The organism is Prevotella sp. E13-27, assembly GCF_023217965.1.
Taxonomy (GTDB): Bacteria; Bacteroidota; Bacteroidia; order Bacteroidales; family Bacteroidaceae; genus Prevotella.
Genome location: NZ_JALPSC010000002.1, coordinates 1,007,658 through 1,029,679, shown reverse-complemented (window position 1 = coordinate 1,029,679; position 22,022 = coordinate 1,007,658). Strand labels below are relative to the sequence as shown.

Annotated in this window: 25 protein-coding genes and 4 pseudogenes; 9 read left to right on the top strand and 20 right to left on the bottom strand. The window is 47.6% G+C overall.

Annotated features, from left to right (window positions below; translation table 11 throughout):
• Positions 1–26 precede the first annotated feature (26 nt).
• Complete coding sequence (gene menB / locus M1L52_RS13450) at positions 27–884, bottom strand: 1,4-dihydroxy-2-naphthoyl-CoA synthase (RefSeq protein ID WP_248615549.1); 858 nt, start codon at positions 882–884, stop codon at positions 27–29.
• A 169-nt stretch (positions 885–1,053) separates the two neighbouring features.
• Here menB and M1L52_RS13445 point away from each other — a divergent pair, with 169 nt between their 5' ends.
• Together M1L52_RS13445 and aroC are read left to right on the top strand one after the other, a co-directional pair.
• Positions 1,054–1,674, top strand: coding sequence for a peptidylprolyl isomerase (locus M1L52_RS13445; RefSeq protein ID WP_248615548.1), 621 nt, complete (start codon positions 1,054–1,056; stop codon positions 1,672–1,674).
• Positions 1,675–1,689: 15 nt separating this feature from the next.
• Positions 1,690–2,789, top strand: a pseudogene (gene aroC / locus M1L52_RS13440) (chorismate synthase).
• A 261-nt stretch (positions 2,790–3,050) separates the two neighbouring features.
• Here aroC and M1L52_RS13435 read toward each other — a convergent pair.
• Entirely contained in the window at positions 3,051–3,413 is a 363-nt protein-coding gene (locus M1L52_RS13435) for a hypothetical protein (protein WP_248615547.1), read from the bottom strand.
• A 466-nt stretch (positions 3,414–3,879) separates the two neighbouring features.
• Between M1L52_RS13435 and M1L52_RS13430 the strand changes: the two genes are divergently transcribed.
• The 4 genes from M1L52_RS13430 to M1L52_RS13415 all read left to right on the top strand — a co-directional run bounded on the left by M1L52_RS13430 (position 3,880) and on the right by M1L52_RS13415 (position 8,903).
• Positions 3,880–6,027 (top strand): LruC domain-containing protein, encoded by a 2,148-nt coding sequence (locus tag M1L52_RS13430; protein ID WP_248615546.1) that lies wholly within the window; start codon positions 3,880–3,882, stop codon positions 6,025–6,027.
• Between the two features lie 310 nt (positions 6,028–6,337).
• Entirely contained in the window at positions 6,338–7,912 is a 1,575-nt protein-coding gene (locus tag M1L52_RS13425) for a hypothetical protein (RefSeq protein ID WP_248615545.1), read from the top strand.
• 18 nt (positions 7,913–7,930) lie between these two features.
• Positions 7,931–8,092, top strand: a complete 162-nt coding sequence (locus M1L52_RS13420) for a hypothetical protein (RefSeq protein ID WP_248615544.1) — start codon at positions 7,931–7,933, stop codon at positions 8,090–8,092.
• A gap of 517 nt (positions 8,093–8,609) precedes the next feature.
• Positions 8,610–8,903 (top strand): hypothetical protein, encoded by a 294-nt coding sequence (locus M1L52_RS13415; RefSeq protein WP_248615543.1) that lies wholly within the window; start codon positions 8,610–8,612, stop codon positions 8,901–8,903.
• 23 nt (positions 8,904–8,926) lie between these two features.
• On the opposite strand, the gene M1L52_RS13410 is transcribed toward M1L52_RS13415, so the two are convergent.
• Together M1L52_RS13410 and M1L52_RS13405 are read right to left on the bottom strand one after the other, a co-directional pair.
• Entirely contained in the window at positions 8,927–9,421 is a 495-nt protein-coding gene (locus M1L52_RS13410; protein ID WP_248615542.1) for a PaaI family thioesterase, read from the bottom strand.
• A 380-nt stretch (positions 9,422–9,801) separates the two neighbouring features.
• Positions 9,802–10,101, bottom strand: a pseudogene (locus M1L52_RS13405) (hypothetical protein); the annotation flags it as partial.
• A gap of 91 nt (positions 10,102–10,192) precedes the next feature.
• Here M1L52_RS13405 and M1L52_RS13400 point away from each other — a divergent pair.
• Together M1L52_RS13400 and M1L52_RS13395 are read left to right on the top strand one after the other, a co-directional pair.
• Positions 10,193–10,951, top strand: coding sequence for a sulfite exporter TauE/SafE family protein (locus M1L52_RS13400; protein ID WP_248615541.1), 759 nt, complete (start codon positions 10,193–10,195; stop codon positions 10,949–10,951).
• 337 nt (positions 10,952–11,288) lie between these two features.
• Positions 11,289–13,076, top strand: coding sequence for a hypothetical protein (locus M1L52_RS13395; RefSeq protein ID WP_248615540.1), 1,788 nt, complete (start codon positions 11,289–11,291; stop codon positions 13,074–13,076).
• A gap of 80 nt (positions 13,077–13,156) precedes the next feature.
• Here M1L52_RS13395 and M1L52_RS13390 read toward each other — a convergent pair whose 3' ends face one another.
• Both M1L52_RS13390 and M1L52_RS13385 read right to left on the bottom strand, forming a co-directional pair.
• Entirely contained in the window at positions 13,157–13,582 is a 426-nt protein-coding gene (locus M1L52_RS13390; protein WP_248615539.1) for an Hsp20/alpha crystallin family protein, read from the bottom strand.
• Between the two features lie 375 nt (positions 13,583–13,957).
• Entirely contained in the window at positions 13,958–14,110 is a 153-nt protein-coding gene (locus tag M1L52_RS13385) for a hypothetical protein (protein ID WP_248615538.1), read from the bottom strand.
• Positions 14,111–14,739: 629 nt separating this feature from the next.
• On the opposite strand from M1L52_RS13385, the gene M1L52_RS13380 reads away from it, so the two are divergent.
• Positions 14,740–15,051, top strand: a complete 312-nt coding sequence (locus tag M1L52_RS13380) for a hypothetical protein (protein ID WP_248615537.1) — start codon at positions 14,740–14,742, stop codon at positions 15,049–15,051.
• Positions 15,052–15,095: 44 nt separating this feature from the next.
• Here the strand turns inward: M1L52_RS13380 and M1L52_RS13375 are convergent.
• The 14 genes and pseudogenes from M1L52_RS13375 to M1L52_RS13315 form a co-directional block, all read right to left on the bottom strand.
• Positions 15,096–15,329: pseudogene (locus M1L52_RS13375) on the bottom strand (3'-5' exoribonuclease domain-containing protein); the annotation flags it as partial.
• Entirely contained in the window at positions 15,302–15,577 is a 276-nt protein-coding gene (locus M1L52_RS13370; RefSeq protein WP_248616086.1) for an MmcQ/YjbR family DNA-binding protein, read from the bottom strand. The pseudogene M1L52_RS13375 and the gene M1L52_RS13370, both read right to left, overlap by 28 nt.
• Positions 15,502–15,765, bottom strand: coding sequence for a hypothetical protein (locus M1L52_RS13365; RefSeq protein WP_248615536.1), 264 nt, complete (start codon positions 15,763–15,765; stop codon positions 15,502–15,504). The genes M1L52_RS13370 and M1L52_RS13365 overlap by 76 nt, the downstream gene beginning before the upstream one ends.
• The gene (locus tag M1L52_RS13360; RefSeq protein ID WP_248615535.1) at positions 15,762–15,908 is read right to left on the bottom strand and encodes a hypothetical protein; all 147 of its coding nucleotides are present in this window, start codon (positions 15,906–15,908) and stop codon (positions 15,762–15,764) included. Before M1L52_RS13360 ends, M1L52_RS13365 begins: the two co-directional genes overlap by 4 nt.
• Positions 15,909–15,910: 2 nt before the next feature.
• A complete protein-coding gene (locus M1L52_RS13355; protein WP_248615534.1) occupies positions 15,911–16,297 on the bottom strand; it encodes a hypothetical protein in 387 nt (128 codons plus the stop codon).
• Positions 16,298–16,332: 35 nt separating this feature from the next.
• Entirely contained in the window at positions 16,333–16,674 is a 342-nt protein-coding gene (locus M1L52_RS13350) for a helix-turn-helix domain-containing protein (RefSeq protein WP_248615533.1), read from the bottom strand.
• On the bottom strand, positions 16,671–17,189 hold the full coding sequence (locus M1L52_RS13345) for a PH domain-containing protein (RefSeq protein ID WP_248615532.1): 519 nt from the start codon (positions 17,187–17,189) through the stop codon (positions 16,671–16,673). The genes M1L52_RS13350 and M1L52_RS13345 overlap by 4 nt, the downstream gene beginning before the upstream one ends.
• Before the next feature lie 101 nt (positions 17,190–17,290).
• The gene (locus M1L52_RS13340; RefSeq protein WP_248615531.1) at positions 17,291–17,923 is read right to left on the bottom strand and encodes a DUF1304 family protein; all 633 of its coding nucleotides are present in this window, start codon (positions 17,921–17,923) and stop codon (positions 17,291–17,293) included.
• A 15-nt stretch (positions 17,924–17,938) separates the two neighbouring features.
• The gene (locus tag M1L52_RS13335) at positions 17,939–18,343 is read right to left on the bottom strand and encodes a NifB/NifX family molybdenum-iron cluster-binding protein (protein WP_248615530.1); all 405 of its coding nucleotides are present in this window, start codon (positions 18,341–18,343) and stop codon (positions 17,939–17,941) included.
• A gap of 51 nt (positions 18,344–18,394) precedes the next feature.
• Entirely contained in the window at positions 18,395–19,624 is a 1,230-nt protein-coding gene (locus M1L52_RS13330) for a permease (RefSeq protein WP_248615529.1), read from the bottom strand.
• A gap of 197 nt (positions 19,625–19,821) precedes the next feature.
• Positions 19,822–20,247, bottom strand: coding sequence for an Hsp20/alpha crystallin family protein (locus tag M1L52_RS13325; protein ID WP_248615528.1), 426 nt, complete (start codon positions 20,245–20,247; stop codon positions 19,822–19,824).
• A 228-nt stretch (positions 20,248–20,475) separates the two neighbouring features.
• Entirely contained in the window at positions 20,476–21,168 is a 693-nt protein-coding gene (locus M1L52_RS13320; RefSeq protein ID WP_248615527.1) for a flavodoxin, read from the bottom strand.
• Positions 21,169–21,170: 2 nt separating this feature from the next.
• Positions 21,171–21,239, bottom strand: a pseudogene (locus M1L52_RS16585) (AraC family transcriptional regulator); the annotation flags it as partial.
• A gap of 31 nt (positions 21,240–21,270) precedes the next feature.
• Entirely contained in the window at positions 21,271–22,002 is a 732-nt protein-coding gene (locus M1L52_RS13315; protein WP_248615526.1) for a DUF1349 domain-containing protein, read from the bottom strand.
• Between the last annotated feature and the right edge of the window lie 20 nt (positions 22,003–22,022).

The following is a 22,022-nucleotide window of genomic DNA, read 5'->3' as shown; positions in this document are numbered from 1 at the left end:
GATTAACAGAGATTAATATTAAAAAATCACGGAATCTTTGGATACTGGTCGAAGTTTGGCTTTCTCTTCTCCAGAAAAGCCTTTCCTCCCTCCTGTGCCTCGTCCAGGAAATAGTATAGCATGGTGCAGTCGCCAGCCAGCTGCTGTATGCCTGCCTGTCCGTCTAGCTCAGCGTTGAGGCCAGCCTTTATCATGCGCAGCGCTATCGGCGAGCGTTCCATCATCTCCTTTGCCCAGCTTACGCATTCGTCCTCGAGCTGCGACAATGGCACCACCTTGTTCACCATTCCCATCTCTTCTGCTTCCTTAGCCGTATATTGACGGCACATGAACCATATTTCGCGCGCCTTCTTCTGTCCCACGATGCGTGCCAGATAGCTTGATCCGAATCCTGCGTCGAACGAGCCCACTTTTGGGCCCGTTTGTCCGAAGATGGCATTCTCCGAGGCTATGGTGAGGTCGCACACGAGGTGTAGCACGTGTCCTCCGCCTATGGCATATCCGTTGACCATTGCTATTACGGGCTTTGGCAGACGGCGTATCTGCATCTGCACGTCAAGTACGCTCAGTCGTGGCACACCTTCGTCATCCACATATCCGCCACGTCCCTTCACGTGCATGTCGCCTCCTGAGCAGAAGGCGTGCTTCACATCCTCCAGCCTCTTGCCTTCTGGCACCTCGCTCATGGCGCCTGTCAGCAGCACCACTCTTATCTGCTGCATCTCGCGACACATGGCGAAAGCCTGACTCAGCTCCAGCGTGGTCTTCGGCGTAAACGCGTTTCTGTAGCGTGCCCTGTCTATGGTTATCTTGGCAATGCCTTCAAACTCTTCGAAGCGAATCTCTTCGAACTTGCGTATCTCTTTCCATTGACGTTGTTCCATCGTCCTATTTTTATAATAATGTGTGGTTATTGTTCCTCTTGTAATGCTCGTCGAGCATAATCCGTTTGCAAAAATAGTAAAATACTATGATATTTTGGCACAACATGAAAGGAAAAACGAAAAAAAACACTAACTTTGCAGCCATTATAGAAATCATACAGTAAAAAGCATGGATAATAAGACAAACAAATTCATTTCAGTAAACTATCAGCTCTATACACTTGAGGCTGATGGTTCTAAGCAGTTGGTAGAGGAAACAAAGGAAGGCAATCCATTCCAGATAATCAGTGGCTTCGGCATGTCTATCGATAAGTTCGAGGAGGCAATCGTTGGTCTTGAGGCAGGTTCTGACTTCGAGCTGACACTCCAGCCAGCCGACGCTTTTGGCGAATATGAGGAGGAAGGCAAGCACAAGGTGAGCCGCGACATCTTCTCTATAAACGGACATTTTGACCACGAGAACATCTTCGAGGGCGCTGTCATCACCCTGATGGACAGCGAAGGTAAGCGCTTTATGGCTCGCGTCATCAAGGTTGAGGAAGACGGCGTTACCGTTGACACCAACCACCCCTTGGCAGGCAGCACCCTTCTCTTCAAGGGCTCTGTGCTTGAGAACCGTGAGGCAACCAATGAGGAGATTCAGCACATGATAAACCACATGAGCGGCGAGGGCTGCGGCTGTGGTTGCGACGACTGCGACGGCGACTGCGGTGGTCATCATCATCACGACGGCGATTGCGGTCATCATCATCACGACGATGGTTGTGGCTGTGTTCATTGCCATCATTAATCTATTTTCCCCCCAATGAGAAATACGTTTGGAAAGCTGTTCACTGTCACCACGTTTGGCGAGAGCCACGGGGCTGCTGTAGGTGGTGTAGTCGATGGAATGCCTGCCGGCATAACCATTGACACAGACTTCATTCAGCATGAGCTGAACCGTCGTCGTCCAGGACAGAGCGCCTTGACCACGGCACGTGCCGAGCAAGACGAGGTGGAGCTCCTCAGCGGCGTTTTTGAAGGCAAGAGCACTGGAGCACCCATAGGATTTCTTGTAAGAAACTCCAATCAGCACTCGTCCGACTATGACAACATGAAAGACCTCTTCCGTCCGTCGCATGCCGACTACACCTATTATAATAAATATGGTGCGCGCGATCATAGGGGAGGGGGGCGCAGCTCTGCCCGCATAACCATCAGTCGCTGTGTGGCAGGCGCTCTGGCCAAGCTTGCTCTTAAAGAGCTGGGCATCAGCGTTCAGGCATACACGTCGCAGGTGGGTAACATCGCTGTTGACAAGGACTACCGTCAGCTCGACTTCAGTCTCGTGGACAGCAATGCCGTGAGGTGTCCTGATGGAGCAACAGCACAGCGCATGGAAGAGCTCATCAAGGAGGTGAAAGCCTGTGGCGACACCATCGGTGGCATCACACCTGTGTTGTCAAAGGCTGTCCTGCCGGTTTGGGCGAACCTGAGTTCGACAAGCTCCACGCACAGCTTGGTGCAGCCATGCTGAGCATCAATGCGGCAAAGGGCTTCGAATATGGCGAGGGCTTTGCAGGCGTGTGTCAGCGAGGGTCTGAGCAAAACGATGTGTTCGTTCCTTCCCCTGATGGCGATACATCTAACCCCACCACGCTCACCAATCACAGTGGGGGTATCCAGGGCGGCATCTCCAACGGACAAGACATCTATTTCCGCGTTGCATTCAAGCCTGTAGCAACGTTGTTGAGAACACAGCAGACTGTCGATATAAACTGCCAGCCACTATCGTTTGAGGCCAAAGGGCGCCATGATCCGTGTGTTCTTCCGCGTGCTGTGCCCATAGTTGAAGCAATGGCAGCAATGGTCATTTTAGACAATTTTTTACTCAATAGAACTGTAAAAATTGTGAAAAATGGATGAATATTGAAAAAAGATTAGATAATTGCTTGTGGGTTTCGCAAAAAATAACTACCTTTGTGGTCTATTAAGGATTTTGCGAAAAATCCTGATAAGCTTTAGTTAAGTCTAGTTTAGTTTTTGTGTTGGTTGAGGGCTGCGATGTGCAGCCCTCAAATTTTTATCTCACCTCTCACCTCTAAAAAAATAGAGAGAGAGTTTCGAAAAACTCTCTCTCTACTAAAGGCAATAATTCTATATTTCACATTTAAACCATTTCTGAGTTTACTTCAGACCGCGGTTGCGGAGTGTTGTGTTCAGCAGCAACAAGTACTTGTGGTACTGCTTCTCATCGAGAATGTAGTGCATGTAGCGCAGATCCTTCTTCACTGCCATATCAACCATCTTCTCGCGGTCATCCTTTGAAGCGTGAGCTGCAAGCATCATCTCTTTGCAGAACATGTTGTGTACATCCTCAACGCTCTCCATCTGGTCGAATGTCATGTCAAGTGCAACAGCGAGCTTGCGCATGTTGATGTTCATGTCGTAGTTTTCTACATTGAGTGTGTTCTCTGCGTTATCGTTCTCAGCGAAAGCGCTCATACTCAGACTCATCACTGCAACTACTGTTAAAATCATCTTTTTCATCTTTTTACCCTTTCTTTTCTTTACTCGGAGTCAGCCTCGGTTGTGTTATCCTTTTGTGTTATCCTTTTTTAATCTTTTTGTTATCCTTTTTATTTTTGTTCCGAGGAACATTTCTGAGGCTTGACTCTTACCTTAATAATTTTTTGTGTTGTGTTATCCTTGTCGCGAGGTTTTGTTCCTTTTGACGGTGCAAAGATAAGACGTTTTTTTTATTCCGACAATACTTTTTGATGTGTTGTGTGCGCAAACAACCTCTTTTATTGACTAAAATCAATAGGTTTTGGCAAAAATAGCCCTTATTCTTATTGGGTAGCCATCACCTTTAAGGATTCTTTATATTACCGCCTTTTCGAACATTGTTTCTTTTTTATAAAAATAATGAGGTGTAAATGACGCTCGTTTCAAAAAAAAGTATTACTTTTGCAGCCAGAAAATGAAAGTATTGTTTTTAAATAACGTTATTTTAATGAAAAAATTAGTATTCCTATCAACTTTAGCCTTATTTTTGACTGGTTGTGTGTCTGATGACATTGAGTACAAGGGTCCCAAGAACTCTGCTCCTGAGGAGGAAGCCGCCAACAGTTTCGATTTCTCAACTACAGCCGATGTAAATCTCTCAGTTGACTATTCAGCCTGTGCACCTGGTACGCCAGTGTTCTTCAGCGTCTATAGCCAGAATCCTCTCAACGGTGATACTCTTAAGCCAGGTGTAAAGCCCATCTATTCTAACTTCACTGATGCCAATGGTAAGTTCTCGCAGTCTATAGAACTGCCCAGCTATGCCACCGACCTGTATGTTTACACTGGCAACTTTTTTGTTGACGAACAGCTGATGAATGCTCAGGTGTCTGACAATTCGGTTTCTGTCGTTGCCAGCAGCAACATGGTTAATGCAGCCCGCCGTAGTGCAGCTCGCCGTGCTTCAGAACTCACTAATAACCTGACCAGCCTCTACCAGCTCTCTTATGAGGTCGATTATCAGACTGGCAACAAGATTGAGGGCAAGCAGATCTATAACGACTGGAAAACCTGGCTTGGCAAGTGGGATTCCAGAACAGGCCGCCCTGAATACATAGTAAAAGAGAGTGATGAAGGATACAGCGCCCTTACGTTTACTGAGGAAGAGATGCTCGGCATTCGTCAGAGCATTGCTGCTGCTGTAGTAAGAAAGCAGACATGTCCTGAAGAATTCCGCCAGAGTGCCGACCTCACCCTGAAGCAGCAGGCTGCTGTGTCAGTGACCTTGGTTGGTTCTAACACCTGCTGGAACAACACTCTTGGCTATTATTTCTATCAAGGTGAAGCTCCAACAAACCTTAAGGACATTCACGTGGTAATGCTGTTCCCCAACACACAGGATGGAAACTCACAGATGATTAACTCTGGTTATAGCCGCAACTATAATGGCAACATCGCCCTCAACCGTGGTGAAGCCGTACAGCTCATCTACTATCCCAATATAGCAGAGGGTAGTGAGGAAGGTGCTACACCTTTCTTCCCTGCAGGAACAAAGATTGGCTTCCTGCTGAAGTCTAACGGATGGGGCATGCAGATTCCTCACGACGGTATAAAGTATCACAATGCTTACAGAGGCGCATCACCTGGTACTCTTCCACGCCAGTACAACTGCTGGGCTGCTTCTACTGAAGGCCTCTCTTATTGCCCTGAGAACAAGGAGCAGAATAAGTGGGATGATGGTAGCGTCAAGCTTCCCAACCCCGAAGGCAAGTCACACACAGCTAAGTTCGCCTATGAGAAGGACGGCCAGCAATATTCCATCATAGCATTCGAGGATGCTGCCAACGATGAGGACTTCGGCGACGTCATCCTTGCTCTCAAGCCAGTTGGCATGTTCCAACAGTTGCCTGTGCCTACATCGAGAACCACTTCTACCAGTGATGTCTATGCTTTTGAAGACCTTTGGCCTTCAGCTGGCGACTACGATATGAACGATGCTCTTGTCGAAGTGGAGGAAGACCGCGTGCTGACCATGTTCAACTATAAGAACAATGTATTCATGACCAAGCAGATTTTCAAGCTTACCACCGACCAGAACTATGTGACGATAAAAAGCGGACTGGCTCTTACATTAGAATACAACAAGAGCAATGCTCCCACAATTGAGATGAAGAAGATTCTTCCTGGAAAGACAGAAGCCGTTGAAGCTAATTTCGTAAAGGACGGCAATGTCTATCTGTTGACAGAAGATATCAAGGGCGAGCTCCACACAACCTATATCTTGGAGCTGACCTACGAGGGTGGCATTCAGACTTCTAATGCTGCAAAGGTTAAGCCTTTCCTCTATCGAAACGAGGATGGTGGCAAGCGTTGGGAGGTTCACATCCCAATGGAGGCTCCAACAAGCAAGATGGACATGTCATACTTCGGTACGAAAAATGACAAGTCTGATCCTGACAACAAGAAGTACTACGTTCGTAGTGGCGACTATCCATTTGCTTTCCGTCTCTCAGGTGTGGGCATCGATGCCTTTAAGTCAACGATTCTTGATCGTAACAACGAGAGCAAGGCCATCGACGTCTTCTTCCCCAACTTCATAGAGTGGTCTAAGTCGTCGGGCAAGAAATACACCAATTGGTACCTGCCAACAGAATAAGTCGTGACACGCTAATAATAACAAGGGGACGCTCCAAAAGGGAACGTCCCTTTTAATTTATCTCGTGAGCGTTCTTTCTAATTACTTGTGGTGTTCTTACTAAACGCATCTCGCATTCTTACTAAATGCAAACAAATAGAAGCTGCGCTGTTTGATTTTTGAGACGCTTGACTATTTTTAGTGGAAAAGTGTTGTTTTTAAGCAATATTTGTTATATTTACAGCCTGAAATTGACAAAAGGGTCTTGCTTGCATGCTAGCAGGGCTTGAGTTGCATATTCGAACGTAAACAAATAAAACCTAAATAAATTATGAAAAGAAGATTACTTTCAGTGCTCGCGCTGCTGCTCATAACGGCAGGCAGCGCATGGGCAGAGTCCTCTGTCATTAACGGACGGTTCACCATCAACGCCGAAGGCAGCCAAGTCTTGTTCGCACACGGCAACCTTCAGGCCGAATGTAGCTCTGCCGACGGTGACAGCAGCACCCCAGAAACCTTTACATGGCGTTTTGCCGCGAACCAGTTGGATTGTATCGGCGGATATTATGACGGAGGTTCTGCATCAATGACCGGCAACAACTACATTAACGGCAACGGCTCCCTCTCTGCTGCAGGCACCGTTGACCTTTTCAACTGGGTGGGCGCGTCGAGTTCCCTCACGGGGGATGCTGCGTATGGTATCAATAAAGGAGACGATAATGCTGGCGAAGGTTTGAAGACCGACTGGGGCAACATGTTCGGCGCTGGCTGGCGCACACTGTCTAAGGATGAGTGGGACTATGTTTTCAACACCCGTAGCACAACCTCTGACGTGCGTTATGCCAAGGCTACGGTGAACGGCGTTGCAGGTGTTATCCTGCTGCCCGATGACTGGAGCACCAGCTACTACACTCTTGCATCGACCAATATCGCTGCTGTTAATTTTAGCGCCAATACCATCAATTCCTCCGACTGGACCAGCAGCCTGGAGGCTCACGGTGCCGTGTTCCTGCCCGCAGCTGGTTACCGCTCTTCCGATAAAGTCTTGGATAAAGGTACAAAAGGCTTCTATTGGTCGAGTTCGTCAGTGTCAGAAGATAATACTAAGGCTTACTGCTTGAAGTTCGGTACAGACAATTTACAAGCACAATCCAGTGATAACCGCGTCAATGGCTACTCAGTGCGTCTGGTGAAGGATGTACTCACATATACACTGGCAGAGAGCACAGACAACTCAGAGTGGATTAGCGAACACGACGGACAGGTGTATGACATCACACTGACACGCACGCTTAAGGCGGGTGGATGGAACACATTCTCTGTGCCGTTCAGCATTGCCACGCCGAGTGGATGGACGGTGAAGGAACTCTCCACAGCTTCATACAACGTTGGCACAAATACGCTGTCATTGGAGTTCAGCGACGCTGCGAGCATCGTGGCAGGACATGCGTATATGGTGAAGGTGGAAGCCAACGTGGTTAATCCAACGTTCAGCAACGTGACCATCTCGAGCAGCACAACGGCGACAATCGTTACGGACGTGGTGGAATTTGTGCCCTCTATCAATCCTACGGCACTGACGCTCAGCGACAAGAGCTACCTCTTCGTAAGCGGCGGAAATAAACTGACGTGGGCAAGCAGCGGCAGCAGCATGAAGGGCTTCCGCGCCTATTTCCACATTCTGAACAATGATATTGCCAACGCCCGCTTCTTCTCGATGGGCTTCGGCGACGACGGTCAGACCACAGACATCATAAACCTCACCCCAACCCTCTCCGAAGGCGAGGGAGCCTGGTATGACCTCAGCGGTCGCCGAGTACAGAACCCTGCTAAGGGCATCTATATCCAGCGCTCGGCCGAAGGACGCTTGCAAGGCAAGAACGGTAAAAAAGTCGTTATTAAGTAAAGAATGGAGGAAACAGCTATGAAAAAGAAATATTATATAAAACCTACGTTGAACGTGGTACAGCTGCAGCATAAGTGCCACATGCTGTCCAATTCGTTGCAGGATGCCGATACCAATCTGGACGGCTGGAATAATGACGGCTACGAAGAGGAGGGTGGCAACCAGGAGGAGGCTTGGTAAACAAGTACACAAAAGGGACTCTAACTTTTGTGTAATGTCGATAAGTGGGCGCAGAACGGTGCCAAGCAGCGTGTGCTGCGACTGGTGGAAGCTTATAAGAATGCAGTAGATAATCGATTGAAGACATAAACCTACAGAAAAACCTACAGAAATACCTACAGAGGTGCATGAAGTCGTTTCATGCACCTTTTTTTGTGCCTAACTTTGCATTGTCAATCAACGACAAGCGATATTTGACTTACTGATACAGCGACCCCACCGGAAGGCTGGTGGAAATAATAGTGCAACCTCTTGTCGTGAGGTTAGGAAAGAAATTAAAAGACTCGCTACGCGCTTCGCTTGCGAAGAATTAGAAGAAATTATTCCAGAAAATATGTGTTATCGAGTTTGATAAAAAAATAATTCTTGGATAATTTCTTATAATTTCTTCCAATTTCTTTCCTAACAGACCTTTAGGTCACATACAAAAGGAAGGTTTTATGTAAATTCTAAAATTGAAAGACACATGAGCGTACACATGATTTATTATAAGGATGGGGCGAAGATGGTGCGCCCCGTCCTGACGAGAGAGGAATATCTTGGTTTGAGAAACGGCGGCGAACAGAAGCATCTGGTGGCTGCCATACGCAGCGGAAATGAGGGCTTGAAATCGAAGCTGCTGCAGATGAACTACTCGTGTCTGCCGAATGAAGATGGCTCACTGAAAGGAAGCAAGAGGATGAGCACCACCGTCCGATTAAAGACTTCGGGTGGTGCCCTCCATGATGTTATCAACATCGCGGACTCCTCCCTTGTCATACGCAGCACGTAGCTTGCAGCTCTCACATGGGTACTTCATAATTCAATAGTTTTATCGTTGTTATCGACTTCCACCTCACAATGCAGGAATCCCATTTCCTTGGCTTTTTCCTCGTTCATCAGGAAGTAGATGGCCTCGCCCTCGTTGCAGAGTTCACCCTTCGAATTGGTGATCTCCGCACTGATATAGGCAAGGTTTCTCACCTGTTTTGTCACTTTGGCCCGTATGGTCAATTCCGGCTCTGTCGTAGGGACAGCCTTCCGGAACTTCACATTCAACTGCACGGTATAGCCGCTGGTCTGTAGTTTCCTGCTGACTACCCATCCGCACACTTCATCTATCAGCGTACTCAAAATACCACCGTGCATAGTATCTACCCAGCCCTGATAGTTATGTTCAGGATGCCAGGTACTAACGATATAGTCACCATCCTCATAGAACTCCAAGTGAAGCCCGATGGGATTGTCAGGACTGCAACCGAAACAGTTATATCCCTCATGGTTGCGCCAAGGGTTTATAATCTTTTTCATTTTTGCTTCTTCAAATAATCAAATAAATTAATGGTTCCAGCATCCTCTTCGACATTAAGGTTCGGAACTCTCTCAACCATTCTTGTAGCGCCATTTGTCTTATTGACATAGAAATGCACAAAGGCACCTGTGTAACTGCGGAATATCACTAGATACGCAGAGTCCGTCTCTTCGCCCATTTGCACATACATGATGTCGGGATCGTCCTTTGCTACGCTCCAGTCATATTCCCTATGGCAATAGTTGTTCACACCCTCAAAAGCCGTTTCTTTCGTAATGGTTCTTAGCGTATCTTCCGACTGCACATCAGAGGACAGTGTATCATTCACCTTGATATTATTGCATGAGCATAAAAACAAGGCTACAAATATGAATATAAAGGCGATGATCAGGCTACGCATGGCAGAGTCAAAGGCAGAAATCACCAAGCCTCCAGCGTTCTTGATAATCTTGGCATCACCGTTCTTCAGGCCGAGGGCTGCAGGAAGCAGTTCGGTAAGTCTGGTGTCCATACAAGAAAGCGGTGAGCACCAGCTTTCCAGTACCGCCAGCTGGTACCCTCCCACGATGTTATCAACATCGCGGGTCTCTCCCTTGTCTGGATATTTGTCGGTCAGATACTTCTCGTAGCCTTTTTGTGCTACGAAGTTCTTGTTGAAGTCGATAATCTGGTCTATCATATCACAAAACATATTAAATCTGCGTGTAAAGGTACGAAAAAAAAGAAGAATATTTGCTACCTTTGTGCCAAGATTTGAGAATTATTAGGATTTGAGTAGCATAGTTCTTTCCATATTTCTGCTGAGCATCGGTGCGAGTTTCATCCAGCGCACCACGGGCTTCGGCTTCGGCATCTTCATCATGACGATGCTGCCGTTCCTCATGCCAAGCTATGGCGAGGCTACAACACTCTCAGGACTGCTGGCTATCACCACCTCTGCAGCTATCGTATGGCGATTGCGGAGTTACGTCACTTGGCAGCGACTTTGGCCGATACTGCTGACGTTTATCATCGTCTCAACTATCGCCATATTCGCCCTGACACGCATCGAAGACCATATCCTGCGACGCATCCTTGGCGTAGCACTTATCCTGATTAGCATTTACTTCATGCTGTTCAGCCAGCGCATAAAGCTGCCCGCTCGAACTTGTTCGCTTGCCAGAGCAAGAACGACGAAGAAAGTTCAGGTAGGCGCAGGAACATTAAGTGGACTGATGGGTGGTTTCTTCGGTATGCAAGGCCCTCCTGCCGTGCTTTATTTCATCCAGTGTGAGCCGACGAAGGAACATTATATGGCAATGGCTCAGACCTATTTCCTGATTGGCAACCTGATGATGACAGGCGTGAGAGCCTACAACGGCTTTTTTACAACCACTGTTGCCGTTGATTATCTCTATGGTCTCGGTGGCGTCATCATCGGCACGATGCTGGGTGCTTATGTCTTCAAACACATTCCCAACCGCATCTTCCGCTACATCGTCTATGCCTATATCTGCATCAGCGGTGTAATCATACTCATAACAAATTAAGAGCTATGACATACAAGAAAACGGTGAGCACCAGTTTTCATAAATTCCAGTCAGATGACTATCGGCGTGATGAACTCATCAGATTTCGCTGAATGAATCTCCCGCTTCGTAGAATAGTTTTGGCCCAAGTCGACATTATTACTACCTTCGCAGCAAAATTTTGAATAGCAAGATGAAAAAAGTGATGATTTTAATGCTGAGCTTGATGATGTTATCTGGTTCGGCAATGGCACAAATGACGGAACAGCGAGAGCCATCAAGCTCGCTTGAATGGCCGAGTCGTGACGGAATTCGACAAAGTCAAGATAGCCAATTTAACGGACAGAACTCTAAAGTAATGAGACCCAAGAGGGTCAGAATGACGCTAGAGCAGATGACAGAGAAAATGATCAGTGAGCTGAAACTCGACGAGAAGCAGGCCAAGAAGGTGACGAAGCTGAACAAGAAGTTCAAGACGCTTATCGAAGGAGAGCAACAGGAAAATATGAAAGGGCAACGTCCTCCTATGGGACAAGGCAGACCTGACGGAAACCGTGGAGGTGGCAGACCCAACGGAGGATTCGGAGGTGGTATGCCAGGTGGTGGTATTGGAGGACCTGGTGGTACTGGTGGTTTCGGCGGCGGCATGGGCGGTCGCGGTGGTGGCGGCATGCAAGGCGGCCCTCGTGGCGGAATGCCTCCTGGTGGCAGCGATTCACAGCAAGCCAGCTATGACTACGACAAACAGCAAACGAAATACGATAACCAGATGCGTAAATTGCTCTCTGACGAACAGTATGAGGGCTATCTGAAATTGAAGCCTCAGTTCTACTCCCAGCGCAGGGTTCGTGAGTTCCTAATGGGTGGCAATGGCATGAGCAGTGATATGATGCCTCCTGGTGGCTTTGGCGGTCATGGCTCGCGTCAAAATGACATTAAATACACTGGAGCGACGAGCTTAACAGCTGCAACGATAGAGACTGGCAAAGCCTACGAGAGCACTAAGACCGACGAAAGTGCATTGATGATTTCTACAAAGGAGGCTGTGACCGTTTCACAACCCACCATCAGCAAGACCGGGGACTCAGATGGCGGCGACAACTGTAGTTTCTACGGCATAAATGCAGCTTTGCTAGTGAAAGGTGGCAGTACCACGACCATCAAGGGTGGCACAATCTCCAGTAGCGCCACAGGCGCCAATGGCGTATTCTCATACGGTGGAAATGGTGGCAGAAACGGTGCAGATGGTGACGGAACAACGGTCATCATCGAGGATACTAAAATCACCACTACTGGCAACGGCTCTGGCGGCATCATGACCACTGGCGGTGGTGTGACGAAGGCCAAGAACCTGACGGTGAATACCAGTGGTCGCTCGTCGGCTCCGATACGTAGTGATCGCGGTGGTGGCATCGTGACCGTCGAGGGCGGCAGCTATACCAGCAGTGGCCAGGGGTCACCCGTCATCTATTCTACGGCTGATATTACCGTGAGCAATGCCGTGCTTACATCTACTATGTCTGAGGGCGCAGTCATCGAAGGCAAGAACAGCATTACGCTGAACAACTGCCAGATGACCGTCAGCAACACGCGACGTAACAGTCATGCCCAGTTCCTCGACGGCATCATGCTGTTCCAGTCGTTCTCGGGCGACGCTGCTACAGGAAACTCGCATTTCACTATGAATGGCGGTACATTGAAGAATCAACAGGGCCACCTCTTTCATGTCACCAATACCAACGCCATCATCACCCTCAACGGCGTTAAGCTAGTGAATGAAGACCCCGCTATGGTACTTCTTTCCGTATGTGCCGACGGGTGGCAGGGAGCCGGAAACAAGGCTACGCTCAATGCCGTCAGCCAGCAGTTAGATGGCAATATCCTTGTAGGTAGCGACTCTGAACTGATACTGACGCTCACCGACGGTTCCTCCTTTACTGGCAGCATCGGTGGTAATATTACCAATGCCGCAGGTAATACCGTTTCGACTGAGACGGGCAAGGTGGATGTTACGCTGGACGAAGGCTGCACTTGGAATCTCACAGCAGACACCTATATCACATCATTTACAGGCGATGCCTCGCACATCAAGTCCAATGGCCACTGCCTGTATGTGAATGGTAAGGAGTTGAAGACTAAGGAGTAAAAAGTATTGTATCAGGATTAAATAGACCCCGGCTTGCATTTCTGCAGGTCGGGGTCTTGCTGTTTTGAAGTGGAACCACTTTATGATACCTCGATGGCCTTGGTGACCTTCTGCTTCGGCTCGGTCTTCGGCATGGTGACGGTCAGGATGCCGTCCTCAACCTTGGCAGAAATCTGATCCTTCACCACATCATCAGGCAGCGTGTAGCTCTGCTCGTAGTTCGAGTAGCTGAACTCGCGGCGCAGATAGTGATGGTGACTGTCCTCATGCTTGTGTTCCTGTTTGTTCTCAATGGCGATGGTGAGGTAGCCCTCGTCGTTGATGGCTACGCGGCAATATTCTTTCTTGATGCCTGGAGCTGCAAGTTCCATCGTGTAGGCTTTCTCACTCTCCTTGACATTGACTGCGGGTGCTGTACTGTTGGCACGAGGCATAAAATCAGTGTTAAAGAAATCATCAAACATTGTTGGGAACCAACCATTGCTTTTCATCAATCCGTTCAACATAACTTTTACCTCCAATTATACTTTTAGTTTAACTTATTTGTTCTTGATTGCCTCGGCTTGTTTGCTTCGGCTTTCACTTATAGATAAGCAAAGTACATGCCTACAGAAAGAATCTGTGCCAAAATGACAATCGGAAAAGTCAAATTGGCACGGAATTTAAACTCACTTAAACTATGCTGACAATTTCTTAAACTCGTTTAAACATTGACAGTATTATCCAATAGTACATAGTTATTGCTTTGGAGGCAGACTTTGGAATTGCCGCGTTGCCCAGACCTGAATGAGGAAAACGAAACAGAGCAGAATGGCAACCTTGTAAGGAGCAGTGAGGTCGGCCCCAAACAGACTGTGCGACAGCGGCATGACCACAAGGGGCTAGACGAACTGTCCCAGATAGAGGGCTGCGGAGAGCAGGGGCATGACGGTGATGGCAGAGTCCTTGCCCCCTTTGATACTGGCAATGGTGTTCAGATAAGGTATGCCCACGCCGTTGGCAATGCCGATAAACGCAGAACCGAGGAGTATCATTGTGACGCTGGGAACGAGATAGACAGCGTAGCCCAGCAGGAAGAATAGCGGGGCCGAAGTATTTGACGGGCTGACGGAACCAGTGCATCAGAGGGCCAAAGACAAGTCCCACGAAGAAGGCCACCACATCGAGTCCCACCATAATCATCGTAATAGCCTCGTTGGAAAGTGACGTCTGCTGGTGGGCGATGATGGCGAAGTTGGTTGGGAACACGAAGAAAATCATCATTAACAGCAGCATGCCGATGACGGAGGGATGAAACCCACGCTGATGCCCAGCAAAGCACGCATCACCAGCAGCACATAGATTTCGTCGACAAAGAAGCATCCAGCTCCTGCTACCACATAGAGCAACAGACCTGTGGTGGCAATAGCCCGTGACCGTAGCCGTCACTCTTTTCGTAACGTTTGTTTTTTCCATAAAAATCTGTGGAGTTGTAAGCTCTACCAATCTATAGAGTCGTTTCTAAAAATCGGGTGCAAAGGTACAAATAAAAGTTAAGACAAAGGCCGTTTTCATCTTAAAAAATCGAAAAAGTGATGCTATATAGCGTTCGTAAAATTGACTTTTTTTGTTAATTTTGCGGTAGGTTTTAATCCTAATGTATCACTTTAAAAACAACAGAATTATGTCAAAGACAGTAGAGATTCAGATTGAGAAAAGTCGCGGCCTCGTAGAGGGTCTGCGCCGTCATGTCAAGGAAATGGGTGAACGTGGCGTCACCAACGATGAGATCAACGCGATGGAACAGGCCGTCAAGGAACTGGAGACCGTAAACGCCGAGGTGGACAGTATTCGTGAGCAGCTCACTCCAACGGTGGCCAAACTGAAGGTCGCAATGGATCGTGTTAAGAAGGCCTACACCGAGAAGAAGAAAACGTTAAAGGGCTACTACCCCCAGGAGCGTTGGATGGACTACGGCGTACCCGACAAGCGATAATTGTTATAGAACAGAGAATTAGGGAGAGGCTTTTAAGTTGCTCCCTATAATATGTATAGAACTATAGCGGCACAGGCTTCGGCATCGGCCAGGGCATGATGATGATTCTGAAGGTCGTAACCACAGGCGGCTGCAACAGTGTGGAGCTGATGATTGGGCAGCGAATGACCGAACTGTCGGCGGGCTGCTGCGAGGGTATCGTAAAAGCGGTAGTCAGGATAGTCCATCTGATAGACCCTGAACACAGCCTTTAGACATCCTTCATCGAAGCGGGCATTTCCAAACGAGTTTGCTTCTGCCCTCGCTTACTCGTATATTTCGCCTTGACTATCTCGTATGAGTTCCGTGTCAGTTCCTGCAGTAAGTCGTCTGGTGCAGAATTTGGGTTGATGCCAATCCAGTGCTTTGGTGATTCGTTATATGGATTGCCAATACAATCATACTCTACTTTCAAGTCTTCAATACGTTCTGGCTGGCATTTGAGCGAGATGACAGAGAAGTCGTTGCAGTCGAAGAATGAGAACATGTGCCCCATGACGTAGAAGGGAGGAATCCGCGAGATTGATAATCTCGTGGAGGGTACTCCAATACTCCTTCGCCACTTTTGCGCTCGGCTTTGCCGCTTTGCTTTGCAAAGAACTTCTGGAACGGTAGTTTCTCTTCCACGTCTGCACCCAATGACAGGCAGTACTCACGATAGTCCTCTATATTCATTTTGACAGATAACCAATTAATATGATTTGGATAATGAGAATCAGCGGAAGGCCATACTTGAACTGGTACCCTCCTACGATGTTATCAACATCGCAGGTTCCTCCCTTGTGCATCGTCTTATGATTGTATAGTAATGCTTCCATTCTCAATACCATTTATACCCATGCTCCTTGCAATAGTCAATAGCAGGCTGATAGCCTTGGAAGGTGGCCTTGTGAATCCACTTCAGGCCCTTCTTCTCATCGACGGGTACGCCTGTGCCGGTCATCAGAAACCAGCCTGTGGCGAACTGTGCCTGGGCATCGCCACCGTTGGCCGCCAGCTCATACCTTTGAGCATCCCCGTTAATCGGGGAAGCGGCGTAAGCCATAGGGGCAAGCATTCTGTTCATCGCCTTGGTGTCGCCCTCGTAAGCCTTGACCTTTGGTCGAGACACCTCACGCTCGGAAGAGTCGATGCATGCATCAATTTTCTCTCGCTTAATCGGTACCTTCTCACGATAGCCATCTGCCTTGTTCCGTTCCTTGGGCATATGATTCTTAGACTGATAAATTGGAATTTGTCTATCTATTTCTCCAATGTCTTTAACCATTCGGTACATTCATCCGCAAGAACAGCTTTAAGTTTCATATAGTAGGTTTTCAACTCTGCTGTTGTCTTCTTATTCAGTCCTGCCATATTATGCTGTAAAGACAGGAGAATTCGAAGCATACTGCGGGTAAACTGTTCATCGTCAAAATAACTGATGAGTGCAACGATATGCTTGTAAGGACAAAGGCGGTGTCCGCATTCCCAAGCATTGTATGTAGCCTGCGATATGTCCAGAGAAAAAGCAATCTGTTCTTGTGTTACACCTTTTCGCTGCCGGGCTTGCAAAAGTTCGGAAGAGAAATCATACAGCATATTCATTTTGCACCTCCTTTCAGATAATAGGGTATAAACTCATCTGGTTCGTTTACACTGATTGCTATAGGCATACCCTTAATGCGATAAATAAGGAATGACTTCTTTGCATTTGTAACATAAGAACGATATGTGCCAATTCCTTTTGTACGGAACCAGCCAATATATCCAAATACGCCTCCCACACCTAACAGACGGATTGTATTGGTGGCGCCTAATAGTGGCTTATCCTCACTCACTCGCTCTATATGGTCTATGTTTTCGTAAGGGATTCGTATAGTTCGAAGTAGAGTACGAATACCTATTCCCTCATCATCAGCGATGATATACATCGGAAAGATGAGGAAGCACGAGAGACAAACAGCAATTAGGGTTGCAGATACAATAATAGCTCCTGTAACATCCATTCCCTTAGAGACATAGTACATTTCGGTTAATACACCGAGAACCATAGCCAAGATGAAAATGGCGGTAATCCACTTCACCGATTTACTTTGCGAACATTCATAAATTGTTTTCATACCTTTTTGTTTAGATGTTTATAAATCGTTTGCAAAGATACTAATCAATTCTCTATATCCCTATCAGTTTTGCTGATAAAATGATTTGCGTTTATTCCGATTTAACTGTTTATCTTCAATATAGTCTTGCCTTTAGAACCGCCAGAGGCCACCTTCTTCAGAGCCTGATTAACATTGTCTAGACCAAACACGTCATCAACGGATGCGGGGATGCGCTTCTCGGCAAACAGGCGTGACACTTTTTGAAGACCTTCCCCGTCTTCATGCACAAAGATGAAATGATAGTGCTGCTGGTTACGAGTGGCCATACGGTCGTACTTCATGCCCGCCAAGTTGAAAAGCACACGCTTCCAGAAGGGCATGTGCATCCTGCTGGCAAACTCACCATTGGGCAGTCCTCGAAGAGACACAAGATGACCGCCTCGCTTCAGGATGATGCTTGGCTTACTGGTCAGACTACCGTAAAGTGCCACCAAAATGACATAGCCCAGCAACAACCGTGTCCACAGCAAATCCTGCTGCCAGACAGCAACCAACAGCAAAATGGCAATCAGGCCGTTATATACGCCCTGATTCTTCAGCAGCGTTGCAATAGTCTTGCTTTTCAGCTGGTCAATGCTGAGGCCAAACACCCTTGATGTGCTTTTAGAACCCGTCGCGATGGTTTCGAGGAACATGATGTACTGATGTTCCAAGGCTACCAATATTGCCAATACTGTTGTGATTGTGCTCATATTAAATTATCGTTATTATTTTTTGCCAAAGGATGGAATTACGTACACAGGTTTCTCTTCATGGTGAGTACAGTCGTGATGGTCGCATGATTCCAAAGAATCCTGTAGTTCTCCGTTTTGATAAGACCTGAGCACATCATCCACTTTACCATGACAACCTCTGATGACGGTTATACCGTGGGCTAACAGCTTGTTATAGGCACCCATGCCCATGTTACCAGCAAGCATCAGCGTGATTCCCATCTCCTGTATGACAGATGCTATATTTGACTTGCATCCGCATCCTTCTGGCGAATCCAGACGTTCCTGGTTCACAATCTGATTCTGCTCATCAAGCGTAACTACTGTATAATAGGCACAGTGGCCAAAGTGGTCATCAACCATATCCTCACGTGTTGGAATTGCTATTTTCTTCATCATTAAATTTGGTGCAAAGGAACGATAAATCAGTCGAGTCTTTGATTAATCATATCAAGCCTTTCCCTTGAACGTATATCCGATACCCTCGACAGCTGTCCGGATGGTTTCTTCCGTAGCAGGGCCTTTGATGGTGAGGGTGTTGGCAGAGGCACTGGCCTTGGCTTTCTCTACGCCAGGCAGATTCTCGACGGCACGGACGACGGCGGCCTCGCAATGGCTGCAATGCATGTCCTCGACACGGTAAACGGTCACATCGGGGTCTAAGGGCTTTTGGGCGGTAAACTTGCTGAAAAACTTCATCATAAGAGCAAATATAATTAATAATGTTAATACTGTGGCGCAAACAATTTTAAACGGACTGGGTAGGGCGGATGTGCTCATGCAGCAAGCATCCTGAGCGGCAATAGTGAAGTCCCAGCCCGTAGCATTGAGTAGCAGACCAAAGAGGATTGCAAAGCCCACGATGGTCATCAGATAGATTGTGGTGAAGCGACGTCCCATCGACTTATGAACCACGAGGATAGAGGCGAGATTTACCGCAGGCCCGGCCATCAGCATCACTAATGCCGCACCTGGCGAGAGTCCTTTCATCATCAGGGCTGCTGCCACGGGGATGCTACCTGTCGAACAGATATACATCGGTATGGCGATAATGAGTATAACCAGCATCTGCAGCAACGGCTGACTGCCGAAACTGAGGAAGAACTCATCAGGTACGGCCACCTGAATCAATGCCGCCACAACAAGTCCGATAAGCAGTCGCAGGCCTATGTCGCGAAGCATATCATAATAGGCATATTTCAGTACACGCCAAATCCTGTTTCCGCTTTCTACTAGGCATGAAGCGGACACATCCTCCTTCACGTCATCCTCACGAACCAGACGGTTTACCAGCAGTCCTCCACAAACACCCGTGATAAGCGCTGCCGTAGGACGGATAATGGCAAAGCCCAGTCCCATCAGCGAGAACGTAGCCAGAATGGAATCGATGCCTGTCTGAGGCGTGGCGATGAGAAACGAAGCAATGGCTCCTTTCGAAGCCTTTTCGTTCTTCAGACCGATAGCCGTAGGGATGACTCCACATGAACACAGTGGCAAAGGTATGCCCAACAGCGCCGCCCATAGCACCGATAACTTGTTATTCCGCGAAAGATAATTGGCATAGAACTTCTGCGGCACGAATACGTGCAACACTCCTGCGATGAAGAATCCCAACAACAGATAGGGAGCCATTTCGCAGACCACGTTCAGAAGTGATATGAAGAAACTCTGTATATCCATCGGGTGCAAAGATACAAAATAAAAACCAAAGCAGGTTGATTTTGCCTTGGGATTTATATTTTATTGGGATCTCATTCGTTGTTATATACTTTCCTTCAGTATCTTCCTTATGTTATCAGATTCTGGTAGCTAACGGAATAAGGCCCCGGCTTGCATTACTGCAGGTCGAGGTCTTGTTGTTTTGAAGTGGAATCACTTTATGAAACCTCGATGGCCTTGGTGACCTTCTGCTTCGGCTCGGTCTTCGGCATCGTGACGGTCAGGATGCCGTCCTCGACCTTGGCAGAGATCTGATCCTTCACCACATCATCCGGTAGCGTGTAGCTCTGCTCGTAGTTCGAGTAACTGAACTCGCGGCGCAGATAGTGATGGTGCTTGTCCTCTTGCTTGTGTTCCTGTTTGTTCTCAATGGCGATGGTAAGGTTGCCCTCGTCATTGATACCTACGCGGCAATATTCTTTCTTGATGCCAGGGGCTGCAAGCTCCATCGTGTAGACCTTCTCACTCTCCTTGACATTGACTGCGGGTGCTGTACTGTTGGCACGAGGCATGAAATCAGTGTTAAAGAAATCATCAAACATTGTTGGGAACCAACCATTGCTTTTCATTAATCCGTTCAACATAATCAATACCTCCTAATTATATTTTTAAATTTGACAATTTGTTACTTGATTGCTTCAGCTTTCGCTTCAACTTTCACTAAGGATAATGCAAAGTACATGCCTATGGAAAGAATCCGTGCCAGAATGACAATCGCTGAAGTCAAACTGGCACGGAATTTAAACTCGCTTAAACTATGCTGACAATTTATTATACTCGGTTAAACATTGGAGTATTATTTTCCAGGCATACTAGTTTATGAACTCATTATCCTTCAACCATTTGTCAATCGTCTGCTCTGCCTTGTCCATTTCTCTGTCGTAGATGGCTGGCCCCTGAACAACATTTGCCTTGGGGAACATTTTACGGACAGTCGGGACAGTCCTGCAGAAGCGATTGCCGCCATGAGTGGTGAAAAGGACGATGGTCTTGCCGCTGAAATCATATCCGTCGAGAAAGGAATAGATGGCCATCGGCATGTCGTACCACCACAGGGGATAGCCAACGAAGATGACATCATAGTCGGAGAAGTTGTCCACCCTCGATTTCAGTTCTGGTTTCATGTGGCTGGTATTCTCCACCTTGGTTTCGTCAAGCAGGGCTTTGGGTTGCGTAGGATAGCTCCGCACGGTTTCTATCCTGAACAAATCGGCATTGAGTTTCTTGCTCAGAATATCGGCTACATACTCCGTGTTACCATAGAGATGGCCGTCCTTCACGACATTGCTGGCTCCAGACGTTGCATCCAGATCAGGATAATCGGGACTCGGCCAGGAGAAATAAGTCACGAGGAAACGGGAATCCTTGCCGATGGCCTTGATGCCTGCCGTCTGCTCTTCCTGACTTTGCTCATACTTGTCAAAACGGTGGCGATACATATATGTACCTATGGCAGCTAAAATGATGACAGCCAGCAACACACCTAAAACTATTTTCTTTTTCATATTCAATGATTTACGAGTGACGATGGTGACATGCCGTATTGCTGTTTAAAGATACGGCTGAAATGGGTGGGGTTCTTATCTGATAAAGTTCATGCCCTGTATTTAATCTGGTTGTTGGCCGTCGTGAGCCTTCCATGCACATTCGGTGATTCTCATATCGGAGAATATGGCTGTAAAGGATGACTCTTCGGGCGAGCAGGCATAAATGCCGAAGCTGATTTCATCGGCAGCTGCTGGCATGTGGCAGACACGCATCTGGCTGAACGTCTGTCCGTCGGAAGAGCACTCGATGCAGTAGTCATCCTCGCGGCGGGAAAAACGATACCACATGGTTTTCACTTCGGCAGGGATGGCTGTGGTGGCCCAGTCGGAGTAGCCATTGTTCGTCACTACACTGCCCAGATGCTGAAACTCCTCGTTCTCGTATTCCACCGAGCCTTTCAGCCAGTTCTCGCTGCCAAGATACATCACGATGCCGCACTGGTCAAAACGATGGTGACTGCCCGTGAAATCGGTCTTCACCACGAAGCTGAAGAACTTCTCGCGGGTCTTCATCTGCAGAACAGGGGCGTTGTCGTTCTGGAAGTGATAGTACGTGCGCTGCCAAAGGTCGGTCTTTGGTGCAGTGGTGATAAGGATGGTATCACCCTTCACCTCGTAGTCCTTTGGCTCGCGTGTCCACTGAAGGCTGTCCAAAGCTATGCGCCCGCCGTCGGCAAGTGCTTCTTTAACCTGATCTGTAAACTCCATTGTCGTTTCCTTTTGTTTAGTCTGTTGTCCGCAAGCCACGAGCATCATGGCGAGACAAAGCATGGTTACGTAGTTTTTTCGCATATTCGATTTATATTTTCTTG

Bases quoted from the DNA above. Each gene is read 5' to 3' on its own strand.
- menB (WP_248615549.1), bottom strand. From the start codon at position 884: ATGGAACAACGTCAATGGAAAGAGATACGCAAGTTCGAAGAGATTCGC.
- M1L52_RS13445 (WP_248615548.1), top strand. From the start codon at position 1,054: ATGGATAATAAGACAAACAAATTCATTTCAGTAAACTATCAGCTCTAT.
- M1L52_RS13435 (WP_248615547.1), bottom strand. From the start codon at position 3,413: ATGAAAAAGATGATTTTAACAGTAGTTGCAGTGATGAGTCTGAGTATG.
- M1L52_RS13430 (WP_248615546.1), top strand. From the start codon at position 3,880: ATGAAAAAATTAGTATTCCTATCAACTTTAGCCTTATTTTTGACTGGT.
- M1L52_RS13425 (WP_248615545.1), top strand. From the start codon at position 6,338: ATGAAAAGAAGATTACTTTCAGTGCTCGCGCTGCTGCTCATAACGGCA.
- M1L52_RS13420 (WP_248615544.1), top strand. From the start codon at position 7,931: ATGAAAAAGAAATATTATATAAAACCTACGTTGAACGTGGTACAGCTG.
- M1L52_RS13415 (WP_248615543.1), top strand. From the start codon at position 8,610: ATGATTTATTATAAGGATGGGGCGAAGATGGTGCGCCCCGTCCTGACG.
- M1L52_RS13410 (WP_248615542.1), bottom strand. From the start codon at position 9,421: ATGAAAAAGATTATAAACCCTTGGCGCAACCATGAGGGATATAACTGT.
- M1L52_RS13395 (WP_248615540.1), top strand. From the start codon at position 11,289: ATGAGACCCAAGAGGGTCAGAATGACGCTAGAGCAGATGACAGAGAAA.
- M1L52_RS13390 (WP_248615539.1), bottom strand. From the start codon at position 13,582: ATGTTGAACGGATTGATGAAAAGCAATGGTTGGTTCCCAACAATGTTT.
- M1L52_RS13385 (WP_248615538.1), bottom strand. From the start codon at position 14,110: ATGATACTCCTCGGTTCTGCGTTTATCGGCATTGCCAACGGCGTGGGC.
- M1L52_RS13380 (WP_248615537.1), top strand. From the start codon at position 14,740: ATGTCAAAGACAGTAGAGATTCAGATTGAGAAAAGTCGCGGCCTCGTA.
- M1L52_RS13370 (WP_248616086.1), bottom strand. From the start codon at position 15,577: ATGTTCTCATTCTTCGACTGCAACGACTTCTCTGTCATCTCGCTCAAA.
- M1L52_RS13365 (WP_248615536.1), bottom strand. From the start codon at position 15,765: ATGAATATAGAGGACTATCGTGAGTACTGCCTGTCATTGGGTGCAGAC.
- M1L52_RS13360 (WP_248615535.1), bottom strand. From the start codon at position 15,908: ATGGAAGCATTACTATACAATCATAAGACGATGCACAAGGGAGGAACC.
- M1L52_RS13355 (WP_248615534.1), bottom strand. From the start codon at position 16,297: ATGCCCAAGGAACGGAACAAGGCAGATGGCTATCGTGAGAAGGTACCG.
- M1L52_RS13350 (WP_248615533.1), bottom strand. From the start codon at position 16,674: ATGAATATGCTGTATGATTTCTCTTCCGAACTTTTGCAAGCCCGGCAG.
- M1L52_RS13345 (WP_248615532.1), bottom strand. From the start codon at position 17,189: ATGAAAACAATTTATGAATGTTCGCAAAGTAAATCGGTGAAGTGGATT.
- M1L52_RS13340 (WP_248615531.1), bottom strand. From the start codon at position 17,923: ATGAGCACAATCACAACAGTATTGGCAATATTGGTAGCCTTGGAACAT.
- M1L52_RS13335 (WP_248615530.1), bottom strand. From the start codon at position 18,343: ATGATGAAGAAAATAGCAATTCCAACACGTGAGGATATGGTTGATGAC.
- M1L52_RS13330 (WP_248615529.1), bottom strand. From the start codon at position 19,624: ATGGATATACAGAGTTTCTTCATATCACTTCTGAACGTGGTCTGCGAA.
- M1L52_RS13325 (WP_248615528.1), bottom strand. From the start codon at position 20,247: ATGTTGAACGGATTAATGAAAAGCAATGGTTGGTTCCCAACAATGTTT.
- M1L52_RS13320 (WP_248615527.1), bottom strand. From the start codon at position 21,168: ATGAAAAAGAAAATAGTTTTAGGTGTGTTGCTGGCTGTCATCATTTTA.
- M1L52_RS13315 (WP_248615526.1), bottom strand. From the start codon at position 22,002: ATGCGAAAAAACTACGTAACCATGCTTTGTCTCGCCATGATGCTCGTG.